The following is a 26,763-nucleotide window of genomic DNA, read 5'->3' as shown; positions in this document are numbered from 1 at the left end:
CACGGCACGCGGCCCGGGGGCCTCGAGGGGCCGCACGGGCCATCCGGTTTGTCGGTGCCCGTCGCTACGGTCGGCGGGCACCGAGTCACCGGGGGGATGACATGAGCACTCGTGGCCCGAACGGCACGCCCGCCGAGCTGCTGGCGGGGTCGCTGGTCGCCGCTGCCCGCGCGCACGCACGTGGCCACCGCACCGCTGCGGCGGCCTGCGCGGCCGAGCTCGGGCGGGGCCGGTTCGCAGGCAGGCCGCGCACCGTGGGCGTTGCGGCGGGAATCGCGCTGGGCACGCTGGTCGGCGAGCTGTGGGAGGCCGGCTGGCTACCGGAGGACCTCTGGCAGGCGATCCGCAGACGGGCGGGCCCGGAGCAGGTGAGCCTGCTGGTGGACACCATCGCGGCGGACACGGCGCGGCACGCGGTGGCCGCCGTCCCGCAGCGCTGGCTGGCGCAGGTACGGGGGCTGGAGGCGGCGGTCTGGTGGGAGCACGACCGGCCCCACCTGCCGCAGTGGGCACACCGCGCGGGCGTCAGCCTGGAACACGCCGTGCTCGTCGCCATCGGCCTGCTGTCGGAGCTGGTGCTGCTGCCGTCCTTGCCGCGGATCCTGTCGCCGCCGGGCACCGGGCAGCCGGTGCCGTCCGCCACCGGGGCGGCCGGGGTGGACCCGAAGATCCTGGCGCGGGTCCGCGCCCTGCTGGCCAAGGCGGAGTCGACGTCGTTCCCCGAGGAGGCGGACGCCCTGTCGGCGAAGGCGCAGGAACTGATGAACCGGCACGCGTTCGAACGGGCGCTGCTCGACGCCGGCCCGCACGCGGGCCGTCCGGCGACCTCCACCCGGGTGTGGCTGGACAGTCCATACGTGGACGCGAAATCGCATCTGGTGGCGGCCATCGCGAAGGCCAACCGGTGCCGCTCGGTGTTCTACTCCGGGCTCGGTTTCGTCGCCCTGGTCGGGGAGGAGCTCGACCTGGAGATCACCGAGCTGCTGGCCACGTCGCTGCTCGTGCAGGCGACGCGGGCGATGGTGGCGGAGGGCGGCCGCGGCACGCGTACCGCGGCGTCGCGGACCCGTTCGTTCCGCCGCGCGTTCCTCGTTTCCTACGCCGTGCGGATCGGGGAACGGCTCACCGAGGCCGCCGAGCAGGCCCGGGAACCGGTCGCCGACCCGCGGTTGCTGCCCGTGCTCGCCGCCCGCTCACAGGCGGTGGAGGAGACGTTCGAGGCGATGTTCGGCCACGTGGTACGCAAGTCCACGTCGGTGAGCAACGGTGAGGGATGGCAGGCGGGCAGGGCGGCCGCCGACCGCGCCGAGCTCGCCGTGCGGCGGCGGGAGCTCGGCATGGGCGCCCCCGTCACCGATCGGTGAGGCGGTTGCGGGTGCCGTGCCGGGCCTGCCCGCGGTGAACCGGCCGGACAGTCAGCACCTGCCGAGCCGCCACGGAGGCGGCGTCACCTCGCGATGCCGATGGCCTTGCGCACCGACGACAGCACCCGGCTCGCTCGCGCGCGAGCCCGCTCGGCGCCGTCGGCCAGGAAGCTGTCCAGCTCGCTGCCCGGCCGCATCAGCTCGTCGTAGCGCTCCCGCAGCGGCGCCAGTTCCGTGTTGAGCACCTCGAACAGCACGTTCTTCAGCTCGCCCCAGCCCATGCCGCCTTCCTCGAGACGCTTGCGGGTGTCGGCGACGAGGCCGGACGCCGACGGCGGAGCGAACGACTCCAGAATCAGAAACGGCGCCGAGCTGTCCGGATCCTTCGGCGCCTCCACCGGCGTGCTGTCGGTGGGGATGCGCCGCACCAGCTTCTTCAGCTGGTTCTCCTGCAGGAACAGCGGGATCGTGTTGTCGTAGGACTTGCTCATCTTCCGGCCGTCGAGGCCGGGCAGCGTGTGCCCGGTCTCGCCCGGCGGGATGATCGCCTGCGGGATCTTGAACTCGTACGACCTGCCGTACAGGTGGTTGAAGCTGCCCGCGATGTCGGCGGCGTACTCCACGTGCTGCACCTGGTCCCTGCCGACGGGCACCACGTCGGACTCCATGATCAGGATGTCCACCGCCATGAGGATCGGGTAGTTGAACAGCCCCATGTTCACGCCGGCGTCCGGGTCCTCGCCCGCCTCCAGGTTGCGGTCCCTCGCCGCCTTGTAGGCGTGCGCCCTGTTCATCAGCCCCTTGCCGGTGATGCAGGACAGTGCCCAGGTCAGCTCGAAGATCTCCGGCACGTCCGACTGGACGTAGAAGGTGGTGCGCTTCGGGTCGAGGCCCGCGGCCATCCAGGTCGCGGCCACCGAGCGCGAGTAGTGGCGCAGCAGCTCGGGGTCGCGCACCGTCGTGAGCGCGTGGTAGTCGGCGATGAAGTACAGCGAGTCGTACTCCTCAGCCAGCTGCAGCGCCGGGCGGATCGCGCCGACCAGGTTACCCAGGTGCGGGTCGCCGGTCGGTTTGATGCCGGTCAAGGAGACCTTGGCTACGGGCTGTGACATGCCCGCCATCCTACTGACCAGGACTTTGGCGGCGGCGCGAAGGTGAGCCCGGGCTCGTCGTACAGCGGCTACGCTGCCGCAATGGCCGACCACATGTCACCGGAGGAGTTCCGTAAGCACGGTAAGCAGGTAATCGACTGGATCGCCGATTACCTCGCCTCGGTCGAGTCCCATCCCGTGCGCTCACCGGTGGGGCCTGGTGACATCCGGCGTGCGCTGCCCTCCCATCCACCCGAACACGGCGAGCCGTTCGAGCACACGCTGGCCGACCTGGACCGCGTTCTGTTGCCCGGCATCACGCACTGGCAGCACCCGCGCTTCTTCGCGTACTTCCCGGCCAACGCCAGCGGCCCCGCCATCCTCGGTGACCTGCTCTCCTCGGGTCTCGGGGTGCAGGGCATGCTGTGGGCGACCAGCCCGGCGGCCACGGAGCTGGAGACGGTGGTCGTCGACTGGCTCGCCGAACTCTTGGACCTGCCCCGGCGGTTTCGCACCGACGAGGCGGGCGGCGGCGTCATCCAGGACTCGGCGTCCAGCGCGAGCCTCGTGGCCCTGCTCGCGGCGCGGCAGAGAGCCGGCGCGGGACGGCACACCCTGTACGTGTCGTCGCAGACGCACTCGTCGCTGGAGCGGGCAGGCCGCATCGCCGGCCTCGGCGCGGGCGACGTGCGCGCGGTCGAGGTCGACCCGGACACGCTGGCGATGGATCCGGACCGGTTGGCCGCGCTCCTCGAACGCGACCGGGCCGACGGTGCCGTGCCCACGCTGGTGTGCGCGACGATCGGCACGACCGCCACCACCGCGATCGACCCGGTGGCACGCATCGGCGAGGTGTGCCGGCAGCACGGCGTGTGGCTGCACGTCGACGCCGCCTACGCCGGGGTGGCGGCGGTGTGCCCCGAGCTGCGCTGGATCAACGACGGCGTCGCCGCATACGCCGACTCCTACGTCACCAACCCGCACAAGTGGCTGCTCACCAACTTCGACTGCAGCGTGCTGTGGCTGGCCGACCGCGCCCCGCTGATCGACGCGCTGTCGGCTCTGCCCGAGTACCTGCGCAACCCGGCGACCAGCTCCGGCGAGGTGATCGACTACCGCGACTGGCAGCTCCCGCTCGGCCGCCGGTTCCGGGCGCTGAAGCTGTGGGCGGTGCTGCGCTGGTACGGCGCGGAGGGCCTGCGAGCCCACATCCGTGACGGGATCGCGCTCGCCGACGAGTTCGCCGATCTGGTCGCCGCCGACCCGCGGTTCGAGGTCAGCGACCACCATCCGTTCGGGCTGGTCTGCTTCCGGCCGCGGTATCCGGAGCTGTCCACCGAGGACGCCAACGCGGCGACCATGGCACTGGTGGAGCGCCTCAACGACTCGGGCGAGCTGTACCTGACGCACGCGGTGGTCGGCGGGCGCACGGTGCTGCGGCTGGCCGTCGGTGGCCCGGCCACCCAGCGCCGCCACGTGCACCAGGCGTGGGAGGCCATCCGCGCGGCGGTGTCGTGACTCGGTGAAAGCCCGGACTCAGCGCAGGTAGGTCTCCAGCGTCACCCGCAGCACCGCGTCGATCTCGTCCGGCTTGAGCGCGCGGCCCAGCTCGCCCCACAGCCACAGCTCGGCCAGCCCGTGCAGTGCCGACCACAGCGACGCGGCCAGCAGTCGCGAGTCGGTGCCGGTGCGCCAGCCCTGCTCCTCCTGCGCCCCGCGCACCAGCTCGCAGAAGCCGGTGAAGAGGGCGTCGCTGGTGCCCGCCAGCTCCGGGGCGTGGGCGTCGATGAGATCGTGCCGGAACATCAGCTCGAACATCGCCGGGTTGCCCAGCGCGAAGTCGAGGTAGGCCAGGCACGCCGCCCGCAGCCGCTCGGCGGCGGTCGCGCCGGCCGAGGTCTCCCCGCGCCTGCGCAGCTCGGCGAAGCCCGTCGAGGCCACGGCCGACAGCAGTTCGGTGCGCCCGGCGAAGTGCCGCAGCGGAGCGCCGTGCGACACGCCCGCTTCCCTGGCGATGCGCCGCAGCGTCACCGCCTCCACACCCTCGTCCGCGAGCAGCGCCGTCGCGCTGGCGATCAGATGCTGCCGGGGATCGCTGCCCATGGATCCCGCTCGTCGCTGAGCACGGGAAGCAGGTCGGGACGCTTCGGCAGGTACCCGTCGCCCGACGAGCGCCCGGTGAGGAAGTTCGTCACCCGCGTTCTGGCCGACGGCAGCACCGCGCTCCACATCCAGCGCGCGTGGGCGAGCAGGTTGGGCTCGGCGGGGCTGCCGGGCAGCGGCTCCAGCCAGCTCCCGTCGTACGGCACGCCCAGCGTGCGCAGCAGGTGGGCGGCCACCCTGCGATGCCCGTGCTCGCCGAGGTGCAGCCGGTCGGGCCCGAAGTAGCGCAGGTCCTGCGCGGCCTCGTCGGGCCACAGGTCCACCAGCACCGCCCCGTAGTCCGCGGCCGCGGTGCGGATGGCGTCGTTGAGCGCGTCGATGCGCTCGCGCATGCGCCGCAGCCCCGGCATCCGCCCGGAGATGTCGCTGAGCGTGAACACCACGACGGTCGGGGCGGCGTCACAGAGCAGCCGCACGGCCGCGCGCACCCGTTTGGTCACGGTCTCGGTGCTGTACGCCCGCGTAATCATGATGTCGTTGCCGCCACCGAACAGGGCCACCAGGTCGGGGCGCAGGTCGATCGCCGTCGGGATCTGCTCCACGACGATCTGGTCGAGCCGACGCCCGCGTACGCCCAGGTTGGCATAGCGCAGCCCGGGCTCGTCGCGGGCCAGGTGGCTCGCCACGAGGTCGGCCCAGCCGCGGTACACCTGCCTGCCCGGGTAGGGGTCGTCGAGCCCCTCGGTGCAGCTGTCCCCGAGCGCCACGAAGCGTTGGTAACCCATTCAACTCTCCGACATCTGCCGTTCATCTCACTCGGCATGTGTAGCAAAGAGTTGTAGACGCTGTCTACGTCGCGGTCAGGAGTCGAGACGCGCCTGATGCGTGACCGCGACCGCGCGGCGGGGATCGCCGGACGGCAGCGCGGCGCACAGCGCGGCCACCACCTCGGCGTCGTCGGCGCCGCACGAGGTGTCCCAGAACTGCCACAGCGCGTCGGCGTCGCCACTGTCCAGGGCCACCCTGCGCACGAGCGCGGTCAGCGACTCCCGCTCGTCCAGGATGGCGGGGGCCTCGGAGTGCGGCAGCAACGGGCCGTCGAACGCCGTCGCCGCCTCGCGTGCCCGGCCCGCCCGCAGCGCGGCCCGCACTCGCAGGAAATCGGCCTCGACCTCGGCGCCCAGCCGGTAGGGCCGCGTCTGCACGACGGCGGGACCGAGCTGGCTGCGCAGCCGGTGGATCTCCGCGCGCACCGTCACCGGGTTGCCGGCCTCGCCGTAGAGCTGCAACGCCAGCCGCTCGGCGCTCAGCCCGTCGGGATGCAGGGCGAGCAGGGTGAGGATCTCGGCGTGCCGCAGGGTGATCGGCGCGTCCCGGCCGTCCACGGTGGCCAGCGGCTCGCCGTCGCCGAGGAACTCCAGCGCCAGCCTCGGCTTCCGTGCCGCCTGCGTCGCACCGCCGCTGCGCAGACGCAGCAGAAAACCCTCGGGCAACGGTTCGAGGCTGCCCAGCCTGCCGTCGGGAAGCGCGACCGTGCCCGAGGGCCTCCGTACGTCCACAGTGGAGGGCAGCGGGCCGCAGGACTCGGTGGCGAGCACCCGCCCGCTGGCCGAGAGCAGCGCGCCCGGCTCGCCGCGCAGCGCCTCCAGATGCGGCATGTTGGCGCGCCGCAGCCGCTCGTCGCGGGCCGCCAGTTCGGCCCGCAGGTGGCCTTCCGCGAGCCCGGCCGTCGCGGACACGAGCGCCAGCATCGCCGGGTGCACGGTGCGCAACGGGCCGCTCACGTCGATGACCCCGAGCAGCGCCCCGGTGTCCGGATCGCGCAGCGGGGCCGCCGCGCAGGTCCACGTGTGATAGGTGCGCACCAGATGTTCGGCCGAGTAGATCTGCACCGGCTCACCGGTGGCCAGTGCCGTGCCCATCGCGTTGGTGCCGATGGCGTCCTCGGACCAGCGGGTGCCCTCCGTGAGGTGCACGCGGTCGGCGCGGCGGCACACCGCGCTCGCCCCCTCCCGCCAGAGGATGTGGCCGTCGGCGTCGGTGACGATCATGATGTGCTCGGCGTCGTCGGCGATGCTCACCAGCGTCTGGCGCAGGATCGGCAGCACCGAGGCCAGGGGATGGTCCTCCCGCCTGCCCCGCAGCTCGGCGTCGTCGTAGACCAGCGGCGGCGGGGTGCTGTCCGGGTCGACCCGGGCGGCGAGCGAGCGATGCCACGACTCGGACACCAGTGGCCGGGGCGAGCGGGGCGCCGGTGCCCCGGAGAGCACCGCCTCGTGGACGTGCCGAAGCAGCCGCGCGTACGACTCGGGGTCGCGCAGCAGGTCGGGCGCTGGCCGCTCCGCCATTCCGGAAAGGCTAGTGATGGCGCTCGCGGGCCTGCAACGTCCGTGCAACGTTGCCGCTCCTACGGTCGCCGCGTCCGTCGCTGGCAAAGGAGCAGGCATGACGAAATACGCGGCACCCAACACCGCAGGCAGCGTTGTCGACTACGCGGCGCGCTACGACCACTTCATCGGCGGCGAGTACGTACCCCCGGCCTCGGGGCGCTACTTCGAGAACCCCACGCCGGTGACCGGCAGGGCGTTCACCGAGATCGCACGGGGCACGGCCGACGACGTGGAGCGGGCACTCGACGCCGCCGAGGGGGCCGCGCCCGCGTGGGGCCGGACCTCCGCGGACGAGCGCGCCGGTGTGCTGCTGAAGATCGCCGACCGCATGGAGGCCAACCTCGAACGGCTCGCGGTGGCCGAGAGCTGGGAGAACGGCAAGCCGGTTCGCGAGACGCTGGCCGCCGACATCCCGCTGGCCATCGACCACTTCCGGTACTTCGCCGGCGCGCTGCGGGCGCAGGAGGGCGGCATCTCGCAGATCGACGAGCACACGGTCGCCTACCACTTCCCGGAGCCGCTGGGCGTGGTCGGGCAGATCATCCCGTGGAACTTCCCGCTGCTGATGGCCACGTGGAAGCTCGCGCCCGCGCTGGCGGCGGGCAACGCGGTGGTGCTCAAGCCCGCCGAGCAGACGCCCGCGTCGATCCACGTCCTGCTGTCGATCATCGGCGACCTGCTGCCCGCCGGTGTGCTCAACGTCGTGAACGGCTTCGGTGTGGAGGCCGGCAAGCCGCTGGCTGCCAGCCCGCGCGTGCGCAAGGTGGCGTTCACCGGCGAGACCACCACCGGGCGGCTCATCCTGCAGTACGCGAGCGAGAACATCATCCCGGTGACGCTGGAGCTGGGCGGCAAGAGCCCGAACATCTTCTTCGACGACGTGGCCGCCGCCGACGACGCGTTCTACGACAAGGCGCTGGAGGGCTTCGCGCTGTTCGCGCTGAACCAGGGCGAGGTGTGCACGTGCCCGTCGCGGGCGCTGGTGCAGCAGGGCATCTACGACCGGTTCGTCGGCGACGCCGTCGAGCGCACGCGCCGGATCAAGCAGGGACACCCGCTGGACACCGAGACCCAGATCGGCGCGCAGGCGTCCAACGACCAGCTGGAGAAGATCCTCTCCTACATCGACATCGGCAAGCAGGAAGGCGCGCGGGTGCTCACCGGCGGCTCGCGTGTCGACCTCGGCGGTGAGCTGTCCGGCGGCTACTACGTCGAGCCGACGATCTTCGAGGGCGACAACAAGATGAGGATCTTCCAGGAGGAGATCTTCGGCCCCGTGGTGTCGGTGACGCGCTTCGCCGACTACGACGACGCCATCAAGATCGCCAACGACACGCTGTACGGGCTGGGAGCCGGGGTCTGGTCCCGCGACGGCAACGCCGCCTACCGGGCGGGCCGCGACATCCAGGCGGGCCGGGTGTGGGTGAACAACTACCACGCCTACCCCGCGCACGCGGCGTTCGGCGGGTACAAGGCCTCGGGCATCGGGCGCGAGACGCACAAGATGATGCTCGACCACTACCAGCAGACGAAGAACCTCCTGGTCAGCTACTCCGACCAGGCGCTGGGCTTCTTCTGATGGCCTCCGGCGTGACCGAGCGGGTCGCGCTCACGGGCGCCGCCGCGGCGTTGCTGCGGCGGCTGGCCCGTGAGCACGGCCCGGTGATGTTCCACCAGTCCGGCGGCTGCTGCGACGGCAGTGCGCCGATGTGTTACCCGCGTGACGAGTTCCGCATCGGCGCCACGGACGTCCACCTCGGGGACCTCGTCGTGGAGGGCATCGACGACGTTCCCGTGTGGATGTCCGGGCCCCAGTTCGAGTACTGGAAACACACACACCTGACCATCGACGTGGTGGAGGGCCGGGGCAGCGGCTTCTCCCTGGAGGCTCCGGAAGGGGTCCGGTTCCTCATCCGGTCCCGCCTCCTCGAGTAGCCGCCCGGCAAGCTCCCCAATGCGGCATTGGTGGCGTTGAATCGGCGCAGCGGCGCGGAGCGCCTCCGTCTGGGTGGTGGTGGGAGACGGGCGGGCGCTACGAATGCCGCATTGGGGAAGTTGAGCGCTACGAATGTGGCATTGGGGAGCTTTGGGCTAGCCCGGCCAGGCGATCTGCGGGCTGCGGTAGAAGTTCACCTCCCGCAGTTGCCAGCGCGGGCCCTGCTCGGCGAGCCGCTGCGAGAACGAGCCCCAGTCGTGGGTCGCGCGTGGCGACCAGCCGAGCTCCGCGAGCGCGGGCAGGCGCGGGAACGCCATGAACTCGATGTCGTCGAGCGTGCGCAGTGTCTCCGACCACAGTGGAGCCTCGACGCCGAGTACGGACTCCTCGCCGACGCCGTCCAGGTGGTTGCCCGGGTCCCACTCGTAGGCGTCGCGCACCTCGATGAACCCGGCCCACTGCAGGCCGAGCGGGGTGTTCGCGTCGTACTTCATGTCGAGATAGGCCTTGTTGGCCGGCGACATGAGGATCTTGCTGCCGCGGGCCGCCGCCTCGGCGACGTCGGCGTTCTGGGTGGTGGTGCCCCAGTACTGCGGCACGGTCGAGGCAGGCGGGTCCACCTTGGCGACCTCGTTCCACCCGAACGGCCGCTTGCCGTACTTGTACACCAGCGGCAGCACGCGGTTCATGAACGTCGCGTAGTCCTCGTCGGTGGTGGCGTGTGCCTCGTCGCCGCCGATGTGCAGGTACGGCCCTGGCGTCATCGCCGCCAGCTCGCGGATCACGTCCTCGACGAAGGTGTAGGTGATCTCGGAGTCGATGCACAGCGAGCTGTAGCCCACCTCGATGTCGGTGCGCGGGGGCACGGCGACGCCGTCACAGTTGAGCTCCGCGTACACCGACTGCGCGGCGTTGGTGTGCCCCGGCATGTCGATCTCGGGCACGACGGTGATGTAGCGCTCGGCCGCGTAGCGCACCAGGTCGGTGTAGTCGGCCTTGGTGAGGTAGCCGCCGCCCTCGCCGTCGACACCGGTGCCAGGGCCGCCGCCCTCGGGCGCGAGCCGGGGCCAGCTGTCGATCTGGATCCGCCAGCCCTGGTCGTCGCTCAGGTGCAGGTGCAGGTGGTTGATCTTGTACTGGGCGAGCTCGTCGACGTAGGCCTTGATCTCGTCCGGGGTGTGGAAGTGCCGGGCGAGGTCGAGCATCGCGCCGCGGTAGCCGAAGCGCGGGTAGTCGACGATGCGGCCGCCCGGCACCGTCCACGCGCGGCGCTGGACGCGGTCGGCCTCGATGTCGGCGGGCAGCAGCTGGCGCAGGGTCTGCACGCCGGCGAACAGCCCGGCTGGGGTGTTGGCGCGGATGGTGACGCCGCTGCGGGCCACGTCGAGCTGGTAGCCCTCCGTGCCGGTGCGTGGCGCGGCCTTGCCCAGCAGCAGGGAGATGCCGGGCAGGTGCTGACGCCGGGCGGGCACCACCGGCAGGGGGTAGCCGGTGGCGGGCCGCAGGGTCCGCGCGAGGTAGTGGCCGATCCGCGTCGCATCCTTCGAGTGGGGCTGCGTGCGGATCTGGGTGAACGGGGTGAGCCGGAAGTCGGCCTTCGGGTTGGCCTTCACCTCCGCCGGTGCGGGTATCACGTCGCTCAGCTGTCTGGCGGCGGTGACGGGCCCGGCGGTGGCCGGGAGCCCGGTCAGCAGCATCGCCGCCGCCGCCAGCAGGCAGACGAACGTCCTCCGTTGACGCACGGAGCACCTCCATCGGATGGGGAGCAGGGTGCGTAAAGGTATAGACCACTAACGTGGTCTGGACATCCGCCGAACGGGGTAGACTCACTCCCCGCGCAGGATCGGGCGCAGCGCCGTGAGCACGTTCGGGTCCTCGATCGTCGAGGGCACCGGCTCGTCCCGGCCGTCGGCGATCCCGCGCATCGTCTTGCGCAGGATCTTGCCCGACCGCGTCTTCGGCAGCGCGTCCACCACCGAGACGTCCCGGAACGCCGCCACCGGGCCGATGTCGGCACGCACGGCGGCCACCAGCTCCTCCCGCAGTTGTTCCTCGGCGATGTCCGCGCCTGCCTTGAGCACCACGAAGCCACGCGGCAGCTGCCCCTTCAGCGGGTCCTTCACCCCGATGACCGCGCACTCGGCCACCGCGGGGTGCGCGGCGAGCACGGCCTCCATCGAGCCGGTGGACAGCCGGTGCCCTGCCACGTTGATCACGTCGTCGGTGCGGCCCATGACGAACAGGTAGCCGTCGGCGTCGCGGTAGCCGGAGTCGCCGGTCAGGTAGTACCCCTCGTAGCGGGACAGGTAGGCCTCGACATAGCGCTCGTCGTCGCCCCACAGGGTCGGCAACGCCCCCGGCGGCAGCGGCAGCCTGATGGCGATGGCGCCCTCCTGCCCCGCGGGCACCTCCTGGCCCGACTGACCGAGGATCCGCACGTCCCAGCCGGGCACCGGCATCGTGGCCGAGCCCGGCTTCGCGGGCAGCGGCTCCAGCCCGCGCGGGTTCGCCGCGATGGGCCAGCCCGTCTCGGTCTGCCACCAGTGGTCCACCACCGGAACGCCCAGCCTGTCGTGTGCCCAGTGGTAGGTCTCCGGGTCCAGCCGCTCACCGGCGAGGAACAGTGTGCCGAACGCCGACAGGTCGTACCTGCCGATCTCGGCGCCCTCCGGGTCGAGCCGCTTGATCGCCCGCAGCGCGGTCGGCGCCGTGAACAGCGCCTTGGCCCTGTGCTCGGAGAGCACCCGCCAGAACGCCCCCGCGTCCGGCGTGCCCACCGGCTTGCCCTCGTAGAGCACGGTCGTGGCCCCGATCAGCAGCGGGCCGTAGACGATGTAGGAGTGGCCGACGACCCAGCCGACGTCCGAGGCCGTCCACCACACGTCGCCGGGGCCGATGTCGTAGACCGCGCCCATCGACCACGCCAGTGCCACGGCGTGCCCGCCGGTGTCGCGCACGACGCCCTTCGGCTTCCCCGTGGTGCCGGAGGTGTAGAGGATGTAGAGCGGGTCGGTGGCCGCCACCGGCACCGGGTCGGCGGCCGGTGCGCCCGCCATCAGCTCCGCCCAGTCGACGTCGCGGCCGCCCAGGTCGGCGCGGTGGGCGTCGCGCTGCAGGACGACGACGCGGTCCGGCTGGTGTTCGGTGGTCTCCAGCGCCGCTTCGATGATGGGCTTGTACTCGACGATCCGGTTGGGCTCGATGCCGCACGAGGCGGCGACGATGACCTTCGGCTTGGCATCCTCGACCCGCGCGGCCAGCTCCTTCGGCGCGAAGCCGCCGAACACCACCGAGTGGATGGCCCCGATGCGCGCGCAGCCGAGCATCGCGACGACGGCCTCCGGCACCATCGGCATGTAGATGATCACCCGGTCGCCCTTGCCGACGCCGAGCGAGGCCAGCGCGCCCGCGAAGCGCGCCACCTCGTCACGCAGTTCGGCATAGGTGTAGCGGCGCTGCGAGCCGGTGACCGGCGAGTCCCAGACGAGCGCGGCCTGCTCGCCCCTGCCCTGCTCGACGTGCCGGTCGAGCGCGTTGTAGGCGGTGTTGAGCTCGCCGTCGGGGAACCAGCGGTAGAACGGGGCGCGGGAGGCGTCCAGTGCGGTGGTGGGCCTGCGCGTCCAGGCGATGGCCTTCGCGGCGTCCAGCCAGAAGCCGTCGGGGTCGTCCAGGCTGCGCCGGTAGCTGTCGGCGTAGGCGCCCATCGTGCTGCCTCCTCCGCGTCGAGGTCAGGTGCTGATGCAGACCGTAGAACGACCAGCGCGTGGTGCACCAGGTGAACCACGGCCCCACCACCCGCGTCCCCAGTAGAGGCACTCGACATACTCTGGAGCGGTCGGTGCCGAGAACGCGGCGAAGGAGCGAGGGGTGGAGTCGATCGCTAGCTCGTTGCTTTCGCTGGCGCACGCGCTGTTCCAGCCGGGGTTCTGTCCTGGCGACTGGGTGTGGGCGACGAGCATGGCAGGGGCGCTGATCGGGCTGGTGCCCGTGGCGGGCATGGTGCTGGTCGCTATCGTGCGCAAGTTCACGGGCAACCGCTACCACGGTCCCGCGCTGTTCACCATCGGTGGCCTCGGCCTGGTGTTCGTGCTGTTGCTGCCGCTGCTGCTCACCACGGGCGTGTCGAGCGTCTACCGCGCCGTCTTCGCGGGCGGCACCGGTGGGCTGTCCGGCGCCGAGCGCGCCACGCTCGGCCAGGAGTTCTGCTTCGTCGGCGTGCAGGCCGAGTACCTGGGCGGCGGGCAGAACATCTACGAGACGCTGTTCTACCCGGGCGGCAGCGTGCTGGCGTACGGCTACTACCTCGGCGCTCTGGTGGGGCTGCCGATCCTGGCCCTGCTGGCGGTGATGCTGCTCGGCCGCGTCGCGCTGCGCCGGGGCCCGAAGTGGCCCGGCCGCCTGTTGTGGGTTCCGTTCGTCGCGTTCGTCCTGTTCTCCGTGGGTGTGGAGGCCAACACCGCCGTGCACCTGTGGCTGGGTTTCCTGCCCGCCACCGTGCTGGGTGTGATCCCGGTGGCACTGGTCGGGCCGCCGAGCTGGTCGACGATCCAGAAGTCGGACCGGCCGCCGGAGCCGCGCAGGCCGGAGCCGCCGCGCCAGCCGCCGCCGTACGTGCCGCCCGCCGAGCAGCAGCCGCCACCGCCTCCGCCCCCGAAGCAGTACCCGCCCACCTCGGTCGCACCGTCGCAGGACGCGGCCGCCCTGGCCGCGGCGCCCGGTCCTGTCCCGGTGCCGCCCGGCTCGGGCGAGGCGGGCAGCGGCCGGTTCCGGCGGCTGCGCAGGCTCGGCCACGGCGGTTTCGGCACCGTGTGGGAGGCGCAGGACACCCAGCTCGGCCGCACGGTGGCGCTGAAGATCGCGCACGCGCCCGACCGGGACACCGAGGCGCGGATGGAGCGGGAGGCACGGGCACTGGCCGCGCTGACCCATCCGAACTGCGTGCGGGTGTACGACCTGGTGGAGGAGCCCGACGGCCTGGCACTGGTGATGGAGTACTTGCACGGCCAGGCACTGGCCGAGGCCGTGGACACCGGCGGGCCGCTCGATGACGTCTCCGCGGGCAGGCTGTGGGCGACGATGGCGAGCGCGCTGTCCGCCGCGCACGACAAGGGTGTGCTGCACCGCGACGTCAAGCCGTCGAACATCATCGTCGACCCCGAGGGCCTTCCGCACCTGATCGACTTCGGCATCGCGCGCAGCAGGGGCGACTCGAAGCTGACGGCCACCGGCATGATGATCGGCACCCCCGACTACGTGGCGCCCGAGACGGCGGGCGGGGCGCCCGCCAGCCCGGCGTCGGACGCGTGGCAGCTCGCCGCGACGGTGAGCTACGCCCTGTCCGGCTACCCACCGCGGGGGACCCGGGAGACGCCGATGGCGGCGCTGATGGCGGCGGCCAGGGCCGAGCCGCCGTCGCGGCTGCCCCGGCAGAGCGTGCACGCACGGCTGCTGATGGCCTCGCTCGACCCGCAGCCGCGCAACCGGCCGACACTGCGTGCCGTGTGCCGCGAGGTGGAGGGCTGGCTGGCCAGGGCAGGCCAGTCCGCCGACGGCCCCGTCACCAAGGTCGTCCCCCGCGCCCGCTGACCCCGCGAAGACGGGAGCAAGGGACATTTACTCTCGTTTTGTGGGAGTAAAGGTCCCTTGCTCCCACAGCTGGCGGGGTTGGAGGGGCTGGTGGGGTGCCTTCGGTCAGCGCCAGGACGGCAGCCACAGTTCGGCCTGCCAGTGCTGGTTGGTGATCGGATCGCCGTTGAGGATCGGCCACAGCCACACGAAGTTGGCCACCACGAGCCCGGTGTAGAGGGCCACGACGAGCAGACCGGTGCCGCGTCGCTCCAGCCCTCTGCGGGCCGCGCCGAGCAACTGGCCCAGGGCCAGCGTCAGCCCGAGCACCAAGAACGGCGCCATCGGGGTGGCGTAGAAGAAGTACATCTGCCGGTCGAGGTTGACGAACCAGGGCAGCAGGCCCGCACCGTAGCCGACGAGCACCGCCGCGTAGCGCCAGTCGGCGCGGAAGATCGAGCGCCACAGCGCCCAGGCCAGCATCGGCAGCGCCAGCCACCACAGGGCGGGCGTGCCGACGAGCATCGTCGCCTGGACACACTCCGGCTCGCCGCAGCCGGAGACCTCCGGCCCCGACTCGTAGGCGTAGAGCATCGGGCGCAGGCCCATCGGCCACGTCCAGGGCTTCGACTCCCACGGGTGCGGGTCACCGGACGGCGTCGACAGGCTCTCGTGGAACTCCAGCACGTTCAGCGTGTACAGCACCAGCGAGCGCAGCGCCGCGGGCACGAAGCCGAAGGGGCCGTCACCCACCTGCTGCAGCTCGACGTAGTGCCGGTCGGTGGCGGTCTCGCTGGCGAACCACGCCCACCAGCTGGACAGGTAGACGAGCACCGCGATCACGCCGACGCCCCACAACGCGGGCGCGAGGTCGCGCCGCAGCATCCCGGCCCAGGGCCTCGGCACACCGGCCGTCCGCCGCGCCATCGCGTCGAACACCAGGCACAGCAGCCCGAAGGCGAGCACCCAGTACATGCCCGACCACTTGACCGCGGTGGCCAGGCCCAGCAGCACGCCGGTGCCGAACCGCCACCAGCGGAAGCCGAGCCGCGGGCCGAACGGCGACTCGTCGGCCCAGCCCTGCCGGACCGCGACGGCGAGCCGCTCGCGCACCTGATCGCGGTCGCGGAGCAGGGTGGCGAACGCGGCCAGCACGAACAGGGCCAGGAAGATGTCGAGCATCCCCATCCGCGACTGCAGGTGCAGCACACCGTCGCAGATCACGAGGATGCCCGCGATGGCGCCGAGCAGCGTGGAGCGGGTGAGCCGCCGGGCGATGCGGATCGTGAGCACGATGATCAGCGCGCCCGCGACGGCGGCGGAGAACCGCCAGCCCCAGGCGTTGTAGCCGAACAGCCACTCGCCGACGGCGATGAGCTGCTTGGCCAGCGGCGGGTGCACCACCAGCTCGTAGCCGTAGTTGTCCTCGTAGCCGCCATTGCGCAGCATCTGCCACGCCTGCGGCACGTAGTGCTTCTCGTCGAAGACCGGGGTGCCCTTGTCGGTGGGGGTGCCCAGGTTCTGCAGTCGCACCGCGGCGCCGATGACGCCGAGCACGACCGTGACCAGCAGCGCGCGCAGGCGATCGCCCGGCATCGGCGTGCCGAGCAGCGCGGCCTCCCGGTCGGTCGGTGGCTGCCGCGCCCGGCCCGCCTCCCGCTCCGAGCGGCTGAGGAGTGCGGTCACGCTGGCAGATCCTACGGTCCGCCGTGTGGCAAACGGGTGGGGCGCCGCTCTGGGCCGCCGCCTAGTCTCAGGGGGTGCCTCTCGTACTGGCGGCGACGCCGCTCGGCGACTCCCGCGACGCCTCGCCACGTCTTGCCCAGGTGCTCGGTGACGCCGACGTCATCGCGGCCGAGGACACGCGCAGGCTCCGTGCCCTGGCGACCACGCTGGGCGTGACCACGGCAGGCCGGGTCGTCAGCTTCTACGAGGACGTCGAGGAGTCGCGGCTGCCCCGGCTGCTCGACGCGCTGCGCGCGGGCGAGACGGTGGTGCTCGTGACCGACGCCGGGATGCCCAGCGTGTCCGACCCCGGCTACCGGCTGGTCGCCGCCTGCGCGGCCGAGGACCTCCCGGTGACGTGCGTGCCGGGCCCTTCGGCGGTGACGACGGCGCTGGCGGTGTCCGGGCTGCCGCCGGACCGGTTCTGCTTCGAGGGCTTCGTGCCACGCAAGGCCGGGGAGAAGGCGCGGTGGCTGCGCTCGCTCGCCGACGAGCCGCGCACCACGGTGTTCTTCGAGTCGCCGCACCGGCTGGCCGCCACGCTGGCCGAGGCGTCGGACGTCCTGGGGGCGGGCCGCAGGGCGGTGGTGTGCCGGGAGCTGACGAAGACCTACGAGGAGGTCCGCAGGGGCACGCTCGCCGAGCTGGCGACCTGGGCCAAGGAGGGAGTGCGCGGCGAGGTCACGGTGGTGCTGGCCGGTGCCGCGCCCCGCGAGGTGAGCATCGCCGACCTGGTGGACGAGGTCGCCGAGCGGGTCGCCGCGGGCGAGCGGCTCAAGGCCGCCGCAGGCGAGGTCGCCACCGCCGCGGGCGTGTCGAAGAAGGAGCTCTACGACGCGGTGCTCGCCGCCCGCCGCTGAGCGCGGCGGCCGAGGTCACGCGCCGGGTGGCTCCCGCAGCAGCCGCTCCAGTGGTGCCGCCTTGTGCAGGGCCTCCTGCCACTCGGCGGCGGCGTCGGAGTCGGCGGTGATGCCGCCACCGACGCCCAGCTCCACCGTGCCGCCGTGCAGCTCGAAGGTGCGGATCGCCACGCTCAGCTCCAGGCCCGCGACCGGCGACGCCAGCCCGAGCGCTCCCGTGTACACCCCGCGCGGCGCGCCCTCCAGCTCCGCGATGAGGTCGAGCGCGCGGAGCTTGGGCGCTCCGGTCACCGAACCGGGCGGAAACGTCGCCCGCAGCAGGTCGGCGTCGTCGCGGCCGGGGGCCAGCGTGCCCTCCACCGTCGAGTCCAGGTGCCACACCCCGGGCGCGGCCCGCACGGCCAGCAGCTCCGGCACCCGCACGCTGCCCGTCTCGCACACCCGCCCGAGGTCGTTGCGGACCAGGTCGGTGATCATCACGTTCTCCGCCACGTCCTTCACCGACTCGCGCAGCCGCCGCGCCAGGTGGTCGTCGCCCGCGTCACGCCGCGGCAGCGTGCCCTTGATGGGCGTCGATCGCACCCGCCTGCCCGTCCGGGACAGGAACAGCTCCGGCGACATCGACACCAGCGCGCCCCAGTCACCGGCCAGGTAGGCACCGCGCGCGGGCCCGAGCCTGCGCACCCCCTCCGCGAACAACGTGCCCGGCTCACCGGCGAACCGGCCGGAGAACCGCGCGCAGATGTTGGCCTGGAACAGCTCACCGGCCTCGATGGCATGCACACACGCCTTCACCGCCGCGTGGTGCTCGCTCGGCAGCGGCCGGGCGAGCTCGGCGGCGGGCCACGCAGGCACGGCGCGCTCCTCGCCGAGCACCGCGCCCAGTTCGGCGGCCAGCGCGACGGGCTCGGGTTCGCCGTCCGGCACCAGTGCCTCGAACCACCAGTCGCCGTCGGCGTCGAGCCGCAGCACGTGGTCGGCCCACCCCCAGGCGGCGGAGGGCAGCGCGGCACCGCGCCCGGACGGATCGGTCAGGTCGTAGGACAGGTAGCCGAACCAGCCGCCGCCGACCGCCCCCGGCGCCGCGTTCCGCACCTCCGGCTGCCGGGCGGGCACCGCGAACGCCTCCCCGGCGTCCGGTACGGGGGTCACCGGCACGCTCGGCGCCAGCACGGCCCGCGAGCCGAACCACGTACCGCACAACGCGGCAGGTGGGGCCAGGCCGAGCCGCCGTGCGCGCCGGTCGAGGGCGAGCAGCACCCGCTCGGGTGCCGGACCCGAGCGCAGGAAGCGGCGCGCCAGTCGCATACCGGACATTCTCGCGGCGACTACCGTCGGGTCGATGGTGCACGTGATGGACACGACACGGGTGGCGAAGGTGACCGGCCCCGGCTCGGCCAACGACACGGGCGAGCGCTTCGGCGTGCTCGGCACCGATCTCGGCATCATGTGGGACGGCGGAGACGGCAGGGTGTTCGTGCTGTTCGGCGACACCTACGGCGAGGGCTGGTGCGGCAACGGCGCGGGCCCGGGCACCGCCGACTGGCGCCGCAACGTGCTGGCCTTCTCCACCGACCGTGACCTCGCCGATGGCCTGACGCTCGACGGCGTGGTGGAGCGGCCGGGCGGCGGGGCCTGCCAGGTGATCCCGTCGGGCCGAGCGCGGGAGATCACCGTGATCCCCAACGGCGGTATCGCCGTCGACGGCAGGCACTACGTCCACTACATGTCGGTGCGCCGGTGGGGCCCGCCCGGCACGTGGCGCACCAACCACGCCGGCATCGCGGTGTCGGCAGACGGCGGCCGCACGTGGGAGAAGCCGCGCGCGGCCCGCTGGCCGAACCGCTGGCGGCACGACAACCGCTTCCAGATCGGCGCGTTCACCCGCTCCGGTGAGCACGTCTACCTGTTCGGCACCACCAACGGCCGCCGGGGCGACGCCTACCTGGCTCGCGTGCTGCCGTCCGGGCTGCTGCGCAGGAGCGCCTACGAGTACTGGGACGGCACCGGCTGGGCGGGCAGCGAGCGCGCCGCGGCGCCGGTGTTCGAGGGCCCGGTCGGGGAGATGTCGGTGGCCTACCACCGCCACCTCGGGTGCTGGCTCCTGATGCACCTCGACGAGCACCGCAAGGGCATCGTCCTGCGCAGCGCGCCGCGGCTCACCGGGCCGTGGACGTGGGGCGAGGTCGTGGTGTCCGGCAGGGAGCATCCCGCTGTCTACGGCGGGTTCCTGCACCCGTGGTCGCTCGACGGGCCCGACCTCTACTACCTGGTCTCGCAGTGGGGCCCGTACAACGTGTTCCTCACCCGGAGCACGCTGGCCCCGGACGCGGCTACAGCAGAACGTCCGCCAGAGTGAACGGGTACACCAGCGCGTCGGCGCCACCGCGCGGGGCGGGACCGTGCTGGTGCAGGCCCAGCCGCGCGTGGAACCAGCCCGGCCGTCCCGGAATGCCGTTGTGCCGCACGAGCCACAGCACCACCTCGCTGTCCGCCCACTTGTCGGGGCGGAACCGGTGCACCCAGTCCTCGTAGCCCGCGTACACGAGCACGCGGCGCGTCCCGGAGGCGTGCCGCAGCGCCTTGATCCACGACTTGATGAACCGGTCGTCCACGCCCGCCGCGCCCACGTCCAGCGCGGGCGCGAGCGCACCCGGCGCGAACGCGCCCAGCGGCATTCCCGTGCGCACCAGATGTTTGGCCTGCTCCTGCGCCGCTCCCGGCCGGGCGTAGTGGCGGATCCCGGCGTGCACCCCGGCCTGGAACGCCGCGGTGAGCTGGCGGGCCGCGGTGGAGTCGAACCAGTTGATGCTCTCGGTGACGGTGATGGAGGCGAAGTGCACCGAGTGGGCCCTGAGGTTCGCCCAGTCGTCGATCGTTTCGTGCAGGGACAGGTTGATCCCGCGCGCGTCGCCGTGCTCCGTCATTGCTGGAGGCTAACTCGTTGTCGCTGATCAGCGGGGTTGGAAACGCGGTTCCAGCCCTGCCGATCGCGGGCTCACGCGTTCTCGCGACGGCACGTGCGCACACCCCACGGCAGTGCGAGCCGGCAGGCCACCTCCGGCCGGGACCCTCGGCGCCTTCGGACACCGCCCGGCCTCCTCCCTCGCGGACAGTTCCCACGACGCCATCCGTAGGCTAGACAGGCATGAGCACCCCTGTGTTGACAGCGGTGGCCTGGCCCTACGCCAACGGGCCCCGCCACATCGGCCACGTCTCCGGCTTCGGCGTCCCCTCCGACGTCTTCTCCCGTTACCAGCGCATGGCCGGCAACCAGGTGCTCATGGTGTCCGGCACCGACGAGCACGGCACGCCCATCCTGGTCCAGGCCGACAAGGAGGGCCTCTCGCCGCAGGAGACCGCCGACAAGTACACCCGCCAGATCGGCGAGGACCTGCGCGGCCTCGGCCTGTCCTACGACCTGTTCACCCGCACCACCACCGGCAACCACGCCCACGTGGTCCAGGAGATCTTCCTCGCGCTGCACCGCAACGGCTACGTGGTGCCGCGGACCACCACCGGCGCGGTCAGCCCGTCGACAGGACGCACGCTGCCCGACCGCTACATCGAGGGCACCTGCCCCATCTGCGGCTACGACGGCGCGCGCGGCGACCAGTGCGACAACTGCGGCAACCAGCTCGACGCCGCCGAGCTCATCAACCCGCGCTCGCGGATCAACGGCGAGACGCCGAAGTTCGTCGAGACCGAGCACCTGTTCCTCGACCTGCCCGCCTTCACCGAGACGCTCGGCAAGTGGCTCGCCACCAAGACCGACTGGCGGCCCAACGTCCTCAACTTCACCAGGAACCTGGTGGACGACATGCGGCCCCGGCCCATCACCCGCGACCTCGACTGGGGCGTGAAGGTCCCCCTGGACGGGTGGCGCGACCAGCCGCTCAAGCGTTTCTACGTGTGGTTCGACGCGGTGATCGGCTACTTCTCCGCCAGCGTCGAGTGGGCGCGCCGCTCCGGCGACCCGGACGCGTGGCGGCAGTGGTGGACCAACCCGGACGCCCGCTCCTACTACTTCATGGGCAAGGACAACATCACCTTCCACGCCCAGCTGTGGCCCGCCTTCCTGCTCGGCCACAACGGCCAGGGCGACAAGGGCGGTGAGCCCGGCCCCTACGGCACGCTCGACCTGCCCGGCGAGATCGTGTCCAGCGAGTTCCTCACCATGAGCGGCTCGAAGTTCTCCACCTCGCGCGGCACGGTGATCTACGTCAACGACTTCCTGCGCGACTTCGGCCCCGACACGCTGCGGTACTTCATCAGCGTCGCCGGGCCCGAGACCAACGACACGGACTTCACCTGGGACGAGTTCGTGCGCAGGACCAACTTCGAGCTCGCCAACGAGTGGGGCAACCTGGTCAACCGCTCCATCTCGATGGCGCACAAGAACAACGGCGGCGTGCCCGAGCCACGGGCGCCCAGGCAGGCAGACGAGGAGCTGAAGGCGCTGGCCAAGGCCGCGTTCGACACCGTGGGCGGGCACCTGCAGCGCTCCCGGTTCAAGCAGGCCGCCTCGGAGGCCATGCGGGTGGTGTCGGCGGCCAACAAGTACCTGTCGGACCAGGAGCCGTGGAAGCTCAGGGACGATCCGGAACGCCGTGACGCGGTGCTGCACACGGCCCTGCAGGTGGTCTCGGACGCCAACACGCTGCTGACACCGTTCCTGCCCCACGCGGCGCAGCAGGTGCACGAGGCACTCGGCGGCACGGGCGTGTGGGCGGCGCAGCCGGACCTGCACGAGGTGGACGACCTCGACATCGCCGGCCGCACCAACCCGATCCTGACCGGCGACTACGCCTCGGAGCAGGCCCGCTGGACGTCCGTGCCGATCGAGGTGGGCCGTCCGCTGGCCAAGCCGTCGCCGCTGTTCGCCAAGCTCGACCCGAAGCTGGCGGAGACGGGTCCGGAGTGGGCTCCCATTGAGGGCTGAGCGCCCGCCGGTGCCGGAGCGCCTTCCGGCACCGGCGATCGACTCGCACACTCACCTGGACGCGTGTGGCGCGGCCACGGCCGCCGACGTGACGGCCATTCTGGACCGTGCCGAGTCGGCGGGCATCGCGCGCGTGGTGACGGTCGCCGACGACCTCGCCGCCGCGCGATGGGCCGCGCAGGCATCCACATGGGACGACCGTGTCTACGCTGCCGTGGCGATCCATCCCACGCGCACCAAGGAATTCGGTGACGCCGAGCGATCCGAAGTGGAGCGGCTCGTCACCGGCGAGCGCGTGGTGGCGGTAGGCGAGACCGGTTTGGACTACTACTGGGACTACTCGCCGCCCGAGGCGCAGCAGGAGGCGTTTCGCTGGCACATCGACCTCGCCAAGCGTGCCGGGCTGCCACTGATGATCCACGACCGGGAGGCCCACGAGGACGTCCTGCGCGTGCTTGACGAGGAGGGCCCGCCGGAGACCGTGGTGTTCCACTGCTTTTCCGGTGACGCCGAGATGGCGCGGCGCTGCGTCGCCGCCGGGTACGTGCTCTCCTTCGCGGGCACGGTGACGTTTCGCAACGCCAGGGCACTGCACGAGGCGGCCAGGCTCGTACCGGCCGAGCAGTTTCTCGTCGAAACGGACGCGCCCTTCCTCACGCCGCACCCGTACCGGGGGAGGCCGAACGAGCCGTACTGCGCGGCGTATACGGTGAGAGGCCTTGCCGACCTACGGGAGGAACGGATTGAAGACGTCGCCGATGCGGTGCGCCGCAACGCCGAACGTGTGTTCCGACTCCCGAGCGTCACATCGGGTTGAACGCATTGCGACATCCGTGGAAGGCAATAGTTCAACCGGTGGAGTGATGAAGCTCACGACACTCCGCCCGGTGTTTGCACGGCCACGCGACCTTCGTTATTGTCCCGTGACCGTGCTGGGTGGTGGCTCGCAGCGAGCTGCCACCCGGTCTGGCCCACAGTCACGTCGGTGTACGTCGGGGCACGCCCTGCGGGGTGTGAGGGACGGCGCTGACTGCGGGAGTCCTGGCCTTACGCGAAAGGGATCGACCCTGTGACTGGAAGCTACGGGCGCGCTGACGCGGGTCTCGACGGCTCCGCGAGACCCGGCGGATCGACAGCCCTGCTCGAGTGGCCGCGGGACCTCGACGATCTCGAGTTCTCCCCGGATCCACACGTCACCCCGGACGACGTCCGCACCGCGCTCGGCCCCGATGCCGACAGCCTGATGTCCGAGGCGGACATCGATGTCGACGAGCTGATCCGGCTCATCAACGCCGAGACCACGATGCTCCCGCCGGTGGTGCTGCCGGACGAGGCGAGCGCGGACCGCGTCGGCAAGACCGCCGCCGTTCGCGAGGAGCCGGAGGACGGCCTCGCCAGCGCGGTCACGACGTGGAAGAAGCGCTTCCTGCGCGGCACGGCGCTCGCCGTGCTCATCACGCTGACCGGTGGCGGCGCGGCGGCGCTCGCGATGAACAAGAGCGTCACGGTCGACGTCGACGGCCAGCTGCAGACGGTCCGCAGCTTCGGCGACACGGTCGGCGAGGTGCTGCAGGACGCCGGCATCACGGTCGGCGCCCACGACGCCCTCTCCCCGTCCCCGCACGCCGCGGTCGGCGACGGCGGGGTCATCACGCTGGAGCGTGGCCGCCACCTCAACGTGGTCGTCGACGGTCAGCAGCGCGACTCCTGGGTCCGCGCCACCACCGTGGGCGAGGCGCTCACCCAGCTCGGCCTCGACGAGCTGAACCAGAAGGGCACCTGGTTCTCCACGCCGGTCACCGGCGAGGTGCCCCTCGAGGGCATGACCCTCGAGATCAAGACGCTCAAGCACATCACGCTCTACGACGGCGGCAACGAGCCCCGCGAGCTGACCACCAACGCGGTCACCGCCGAGGAGCTGCTCAAGGAGCTCAACCTCACGCTCGGCCCCGAGGACGCCATCGAGGGCGGCGCGCAGTTCAAGCTGCTCGACGGCGCCGAGGTGCGCATCAGCCGCACCGGCGTCTCGGTGATCAACGTGACCGAGACGATCGAGCCCCCCGTCAAGGAGATCGAGGACCCGGAGCTCGAGCAGGGCACCGAGATCGTCGAGGACGAGGGCAAGCCCGGCGAGAAGATCGTCACCTACCGGGTCACGAAGAAGAACGGCGAGGAGGTCTCCCGCGAGGAGCTGTCCTCGAAGATCGTCAAGAAGGCCAAGGCCAAGGTCGTCCGTGTGGGCACCAAGGAGCCCGAGGTCCCGGCGATCAGCGACGGCGCGGTGTGGGACGCGCTCGCCATGTGCGAGTCGACCGGCAACTGGGCGATCAACACCGGCAACGGCTACTACGGCGGTCTCCAGTTCGACAAGCAGACCTGGGACGCCTACGGCGGCGACCAGTACGCCGCGTACCCGCACGAGGCCAGCCGCGAGGAGCAGATCGCGATCGCCACGAAGGTGCGCGACGCCCGTGGCGGGAGCTACAGCGCCTGGCCGAGCTGCCAGCAGCAGCTGGGCCTGCCGTAACGAGCCACCGTCCGTCCGCCGTAGGCTGAGCCGGTGACCGAAACACCGGGCCTGCTCGGCCCCGCCGAGATCCGCGGGCTCGCCGCTGATCTCGGCGTCCGGCCGACGAAGAAGCTCGGCCAGAACTTCGTTCACGACGCCAACACGGTGCGGCGGATCGTGGAGCTGGCCGAGGTCGGCCCGGGCGATGTCGTGCTGGAAGTGGGGCCGGGGCTGGGTTCGCTCACCCTCGGGCTGCTCGGCTCCGGTTCCACCGTGGTCGCGGTCGAGATCGATCCGGCGCTCGCCGCCCGCCTGCCCGGCACGGTGCGGGCACATGCCCCGGCGTCGGCGGGCAGGCTCACCGTGCTGGAGGCCGACGCGCTGCGGCTGCGCGCTGGGGACCTGCCCGAGCCGCCCACGGCGCTCGTGGCCAACCTGCCGTACAACGTCGCCGTCCCCGTCGTGCTGCACCTGCTCGCCGAGCTGCCGTCGCTGAGCCGGGGCCTGGTCATGGTCCAGACCGAGGTCGCCGACCGCATGGCGGCCTCGCCCGGCAGCCGCGTCTACGGGGTGCCCAGCGTGAAGCTCGCCTGGTACGGCAGGGCCCGCAAGGTCGCCGCCGTGCCGCGGTCGGTGTTCTGGCCGGTGCCCAACGTCGACTCCTCGCTCGTGGCGTTCCAGCGCGGCGAGCCACCGGCCGGCGCCGATCGCGACGTCGTGTTCACGCTGGTCGACGCGGCCTTCTCGCAGCGCCGCAAGACCTTGCGCGCGGCGCTCGCTTCGTGGGCCGGCTCGGCCGAACGCGCCGAGCGGCTGCTGCGGGCCGCGGGCATCGACCCGCGCACCCGCGGCGAACAGCTCACCGTGGCCGAGTTCGCCGCTCTTGCGGCAAAGGTGTGATCTCGACCCGGCGGCTTGCGTTCCGGTCACGAAGTCGGGTGTACTTTGTGGGTATCCATCCCGAGCGACCGAGAGACCTGGCTCGTCGACGTCGCAGCAACCTCCCGCCGGATGCGGGCAGGTGCTAACGCCAGGACCGATGGAGGACCTGTGTACCGGACACGACTGCTCACCAGGCGCCGAGTCGTCGATCAAGGCCGTCGCACCGTCTGTGCGTGTCGCCGCTCCACCGCGCTCGCCTGATCGCCTCGTCTTCGTCCTCATCGCCTTTCCCTGACCGCAGCGCCCGTCCACGCCGGACGGTCCGTCGCTGTGCTCGAGCAGCCTTGGAGCTTTCGTGATCACCGTCGAAAACGTCAGCAAGACCTTCCCCAGTACCGGCGCGCCCGTGGTGGCGTTGCGTGACGTCAACCTCGACGTCGGCGCGGGCGCGGTGTATGGCGTCATCGGCTCCGCGGGGGCCGGCAAGTCCACGCTGGCGCGGTGCGTCGCGCTGCAGGAGCGGCCCGACCGGGGCGCCGTGCGGTTCGACGGCGTCAACATGGCGACCCTGGAGGGCCGCAAGCTGCGGGACGCGCGCAGGCAACTCGCCGTCGTCGACCCCCGGCTGCAGCCGGAGCGGACCGTGGCGGGCAACGTCGCGGCACCGCTGGAGCGGCTCGGCATGGAGGGGCCGCAGCGGCGCGACCAGGTGGGCACGCTGCTCGACCTGGTGGGCCTGACGAGGGCCGCGGCGCAGCTGCCGGACGAGCTGAGCGTGGGCCAGCGGCGCCGGGTCGCCGTCGCCAGGGCACTCGCGGCGCGGCCCGCGGTCGTGCTCGCCGACGACCCGACGCACGAGGTGGACACCGAGGAAGCGGGTTCCGTGCTCGCGGTGCTCGACCGGGCGCGCGCCGAGCTGGGTGCCACGGTGCTGCTGACCACGCCGGACCCGGCCGTGGCGCGCCGGGTCTGCGACGACGTGACGCTGCTGGAGCGCGGCTCGGTGGTGGAGAGCGGCAACGTCCTCGGCCTGCTCGGCAAGCCCGGCAGCCGGATCGCGGCCGAGCTGCTGCCCGCCGTCGAGATGTCGCGGGCCGACCTGGCGCAGTACGACCGCGCGGTCGACGTGGTGCTGATCGGCTTCGCCGCCGTCGGCGCGCTGCTGCCCGAGGCCGCGGCGCGCTTCGACGTGGAGCTGTCCACCATCGGCGGGGGCCTGACCCGCTTCGGCGACACGCCCGTCGCCCGCTTCCGGCTCGGTGTGCGCGGCCAGCGGGCCGATGCCGCCCTCGCCTGGATCGCCGAGCGCGGCGCCACCGTCACCCACACTCTCTACGGCCTGCGCAACGTCGCCGCCTGACGCCAGCGACGGGTCACCCAGGTGCCGCCCCGCCAG

At 72.1% G+C, this 26,763-nt stretch carries 21 protein-coding genes and 1 riboswitch; of the genes, 12 read left to right on the top strand and 9 right to left on the bottom strand.

Features of this window, described 5'->3' with window-relative positions; genetic code table 11:
- The first annotated feature begins 101 nt into the window (after nt 1–101).
- Nucleotides 102–1,364, top strand: coding sequence for a DUF2786 domain-containing protein (locus BAY60_RS29160; protein ID WP_112284540.1), 1,263 nt, complete (start codon nt 102–104; stop codon nt 1,362–1,364).
- A gap of 83 nt (nt 1,365–1,447) precedes the next feature.
- Here the strand turns inward: BAY60_RS29160 and BAY60_RS29155 are convergent, their stop codons facing one another.
- A complete protein-coding gene (locus tag BAY60_RS29155) occupies nt 1,448–2,476 on the bottom strand; it encodes a tryptophan--tRNA ligase (RefSeq protein WP_112284539.1) in 1,029 nt (342 codons plus the stop codon).
- A gap of 93 nt (nt 2,477–2,569) precedes the next feature.
- On the opposite strand from BAY60_RS29155, the gene BAY60_RS29150 reads away from it, so the two are divergent.
- A complete protein-coding gene (locus BAY60_RS29150; RefSeq protein WP_112284688.1) occupies nt 2,570–3,973 on the top strand; it encodes an aminotransferase class V-fold PLP-dependent enzyme in 1,404 nt (467 codons plus the stop codon).
- An 18-nt stretch (nt 3,974–3,991) separates the two neighbouring features.
- Here the strand turns inward: BAY60_RS29150 and BAY60_RS29145 are convergent, their stop codons facing one another.
- The 3 genes from BAY60_RS29145 to BAY60_RS29135 form a co-directional block, all read right to left on the bottom strand.
- Nucleotides 3,992–4,558 carry a TetR/AcrR family transcriptional regulator gene (locus BAY60_RS29145; protein ID WP_112284538.1) on the bottom strand — a complete coding sequence of 189 codons (567 nt, stop codon included), beginning with the start codon at nt 4,556–4,558 and terminating at the stop codon, nt 3,992–3,994.
- Nucleotides 4,531–5,343 (bottom strand): SGNH/GDSL hydrolase family protein, encoded by an 813-nt coding sequence (locus tag BAY60_RS29140; RefSeq protein WP_112284537.1) that lies wholly within the window; start codon nt 5,341–5,343, stop codon nt 4,531–4,533. Before BAY60_RS29140 ends, BAY60_RS29145 begins: the two co-directional genes overlap by 28 nt.
- A 75-nt stretch (nt 5,344–5,418) precedes the next feature.
- Complete coding sequence (locus tag BAY60_RS29135) at nt 5,419–6,906, bottom strand: helix-turn-helix domain-containing protein (RefSeq protein ID WP_112284536.1); 1,488 nt, start codon at nt 6,904–6,906, stop codon at nt 5,419–5,421.
- 97 nt (nt 6,907–7,003) lie between these two features.
- Here BAY60_RS29135 and adh point away from each other — a divergent pair, with 97 nt between their 5' ends.
- The gene (gene adh / locus BAY60_RS29130) at nt 7,004–8,527 is read left to right on the top strand and encodes an aldehyde dehydrogenase (protein ID WP_112284535.1); all 1,524 of its coding nucleotides are present in this window, start codon (nt 7,004–7,006) and stop codon (nt 8,525–8,527) included.
- A gap of 11 nt (nt 8,528–8,538) precedes the next feature.
- Nucleotides 8,539–8,883 carry a DUF779 domain-containing protein gene (locus tag BAY60_RS29125; protein WP_112284687.1) on the top strand — a complete coding sequence of 115 codons (345 nt, stop codon included), beginning with the start codon at nt 8,539–8,541 and terminating at the stop codon, nt 8,881–8,883.
- Nucleotides 8,884–9,039: 156 nt separating this feature from the next.
- Here the strand turns inward: BAY60_RS29125 and BAY60_RS29120 are convergent, their stop codons facing one another.
- A complete protein-coding gene (locus tag BAY60_RS29120) occupies nt 9,040–10,581 on the bottom strand; it encodes a beta-N-acetylhexosaminidase (protein WP_112284686.1) in 1,542 nt (513 codons plus the stop codon).
- A gap of 129 nt (nt 10,582–10,710) precedes the next feature.
- Nucleotides 10,711–12,588, bottom strand: a complete 1,878-nt coding sequence (locus BAY60_RS29115) for a propionyl-CoA synthetase (protein WP_112284534.1) — start codon at nt 12,586–12,588, stop codon at nt 10,711–10,713.
- A gap of 163 nt (nt 12,589–12,751) precedes the next feature.
- Here BAY60_RS29115 and BAY60_RS29110 point away from each other — a divergent pair, with 163 nt between their 5' ends.
- Nucleotides 12,752–14,470: a serine/threonine-protein kinase gene (locus BAY60_RS29110; protein ID WP_112284533.1), complete on the top strand. Its 1,719-nt coding sequence runs from the start codon at nt 12,752–12,754 to the stop codon at nt 14,468–14,470.
- A 105-nt stretch (nt 14,471–14,575) separates the two neighbouring features.
- Here BAY60_RS29110 and BAY60_RS29105 read toward each other — a convergent pair whose 3' ends face one another.
- The gene (locus BAY60_RS29105; protein ID WP_112284532.1) at nt 14,576–16,135 is read right to left on the bottom strand and encodes a dolichyl-phosphate-mannose--protein mannosyltransferase; all 1,560 of its coding nucleotides are present in this window, start codon (nt 16,133–16,135) and stop codon (nt 14,576–14,578) included.
- Nucleotides 16,136–16,209: 74 nt separating this feature from the next.
- On the opposite strand from BAY60_RS29105, the gene rsmI reads away from it, so the two are divergent.
- Nucleotides 16,210–17,034, top strand: coding sequence for a 16S rRNA (cytidine(1402)-2'-O)-methyltransferase (gene rsmI / locus BAY60_RS29100; protein ID WP_112284531.1), 825 nt, complete (start codon nt 16,210–16,212; stop codon nt 17,032–17,034).
- Between the two features lie 15 nt (nt 17,035–17,049).
- Here the strand turns inward: rsmI and BAY60_RS29095 are convergent, their stop codons facing one another.
- A complete protein-coding gene (locus tag BAY60_RS29095; protein ID WP_112284685.1) occupies nt 17,050–18,342 on the bottom strand; it encodes an aminodeoxychorismate synthase component I in 1,293 nt (430 codons plus the stop codon).
- 34 nt (nt 18,343–18,376) lie between these two features.
- Here BAY60_RS29095 and BAY60_RS29090 point away from each other — a divergent pair, with 34 nt between their 5' ends.
- On the top strand, nt 18,377–19,393 hold the full coding sequence (locus BAY60_RS29090; RefSeq protein ID WP_112284530.1) for a glycoside hydrolase family 183 protein: 1,017 nt from the start codon (nt 18,377–18,379) through the stop codon (nt 19,391–19,393).
- Here BAY60_RS29090 and BAY60_RS29085 read toward each other — a convergent pair.
- Nucleotides 19,368–19,961, bottom strand: coding sequence for a GH25 family lysozyme (locus BAY60_RS29085; protein ID WP_112284529.1), 594 nt, complete (start codon nt 19,959–19,961; stop codon nt 19,368–19,370). The two genes, BAY60_RS29090 and BAY60_RS29085, sit on opposite strands and share 26 nt — an antisense overlap.
- Nucleotides 19,962–20,182: 221 nt before the next feature.
- On the opposite strand from BAY60_RS29085, the gene metG reads away from it, so the two are divergent.
- The 5 genes from metG (at nt 20,183) to BAY60_RS29060 (ending at nt 26,727) form a co-directional block, all read left to right on the top strand.
- Nucleotides 20,183–21,976: a methionine--tRNA ligase gene (gene metG / locus BAY60_RS29080; protein WP_112284528.1), complete on the top strand. Its 1,794-nt coding sequence runs from the start codon at nt 20,183–20,185 to the stop codon at nt 21,974–21,976.
- Complete coding sequence (locus BAY60_RS29075) at nt 21,966–22,793, top strand: TatD family hydrolase (protein WP_112284527.1); 828 nt, start codon at nt 21,966–21,968, stop codon at nt 22,791–22,793. The genes metG and BAY60_RS29075 overlap by 11 nt, the downstream gene beginning before the upstream one ends.
- 321 nt (nt 22,794–23,114) lie before the next feature.
- Entirely contained in the window at nt 23,115–24,503 is a 1,389-nt protein-coding gene (locus tag BAY60_RS29070; protein ID WP_112284684.1) for a resuscitation-promoting factor, read from the top strand.
- 33 nt (nt 24,504–24,536) lie between these two features.
- Nucleotides 24,537–25,385: a 16S rRNA (adenine(1518)-N(6)/adenine(1519)-N(6))-dimethyltransferase RsmA gene (gene rsmA, locus BAY60_RS29065; RefSeq protein WP_112284526.1), complete on the top strand. Its 849-nt coding sequence runs from the start codon at nt 24,537–24,539 to the stop codon at nt 25,383–25,385.
- 52 nt (nt 25,386–25,437) lie between these two features.
- Nucleotides 25,438–25,531: riboswitch (SAM riboswitch) on the top strand.
- A 191-nt stretch (nt 25,532–25,722) separates the two neighbouring features.
- Nucleotides 25,723–26,727 carry a methionine ABC transporter ATP-binding protein gene (locus BAY60_RS29060; RefSeq protein ID WP_112284525.1) on the top strand — a complete coding sequence of 335 codons (1,005 nt, stop codon included), beginning with the start codon at nt 25,723–25,725 and terminating at the stop codon, nt 26,725–26,727.
- Nucleotides 26,728–26,763: the final 36 nt, after the last annotated feature.

Source organism: Prauserella muralis (assembly GCF_003202285.1).
GTDB lineage: Bacteria > Actinomycetota > Actinomycetes > Mycobacteriales > Pseudonocardiaceae > Prauserella_B > Prauserella_B muralis.
This window is presented reverse-complemented; position numbering and strand designations above follow the sequence as displayed.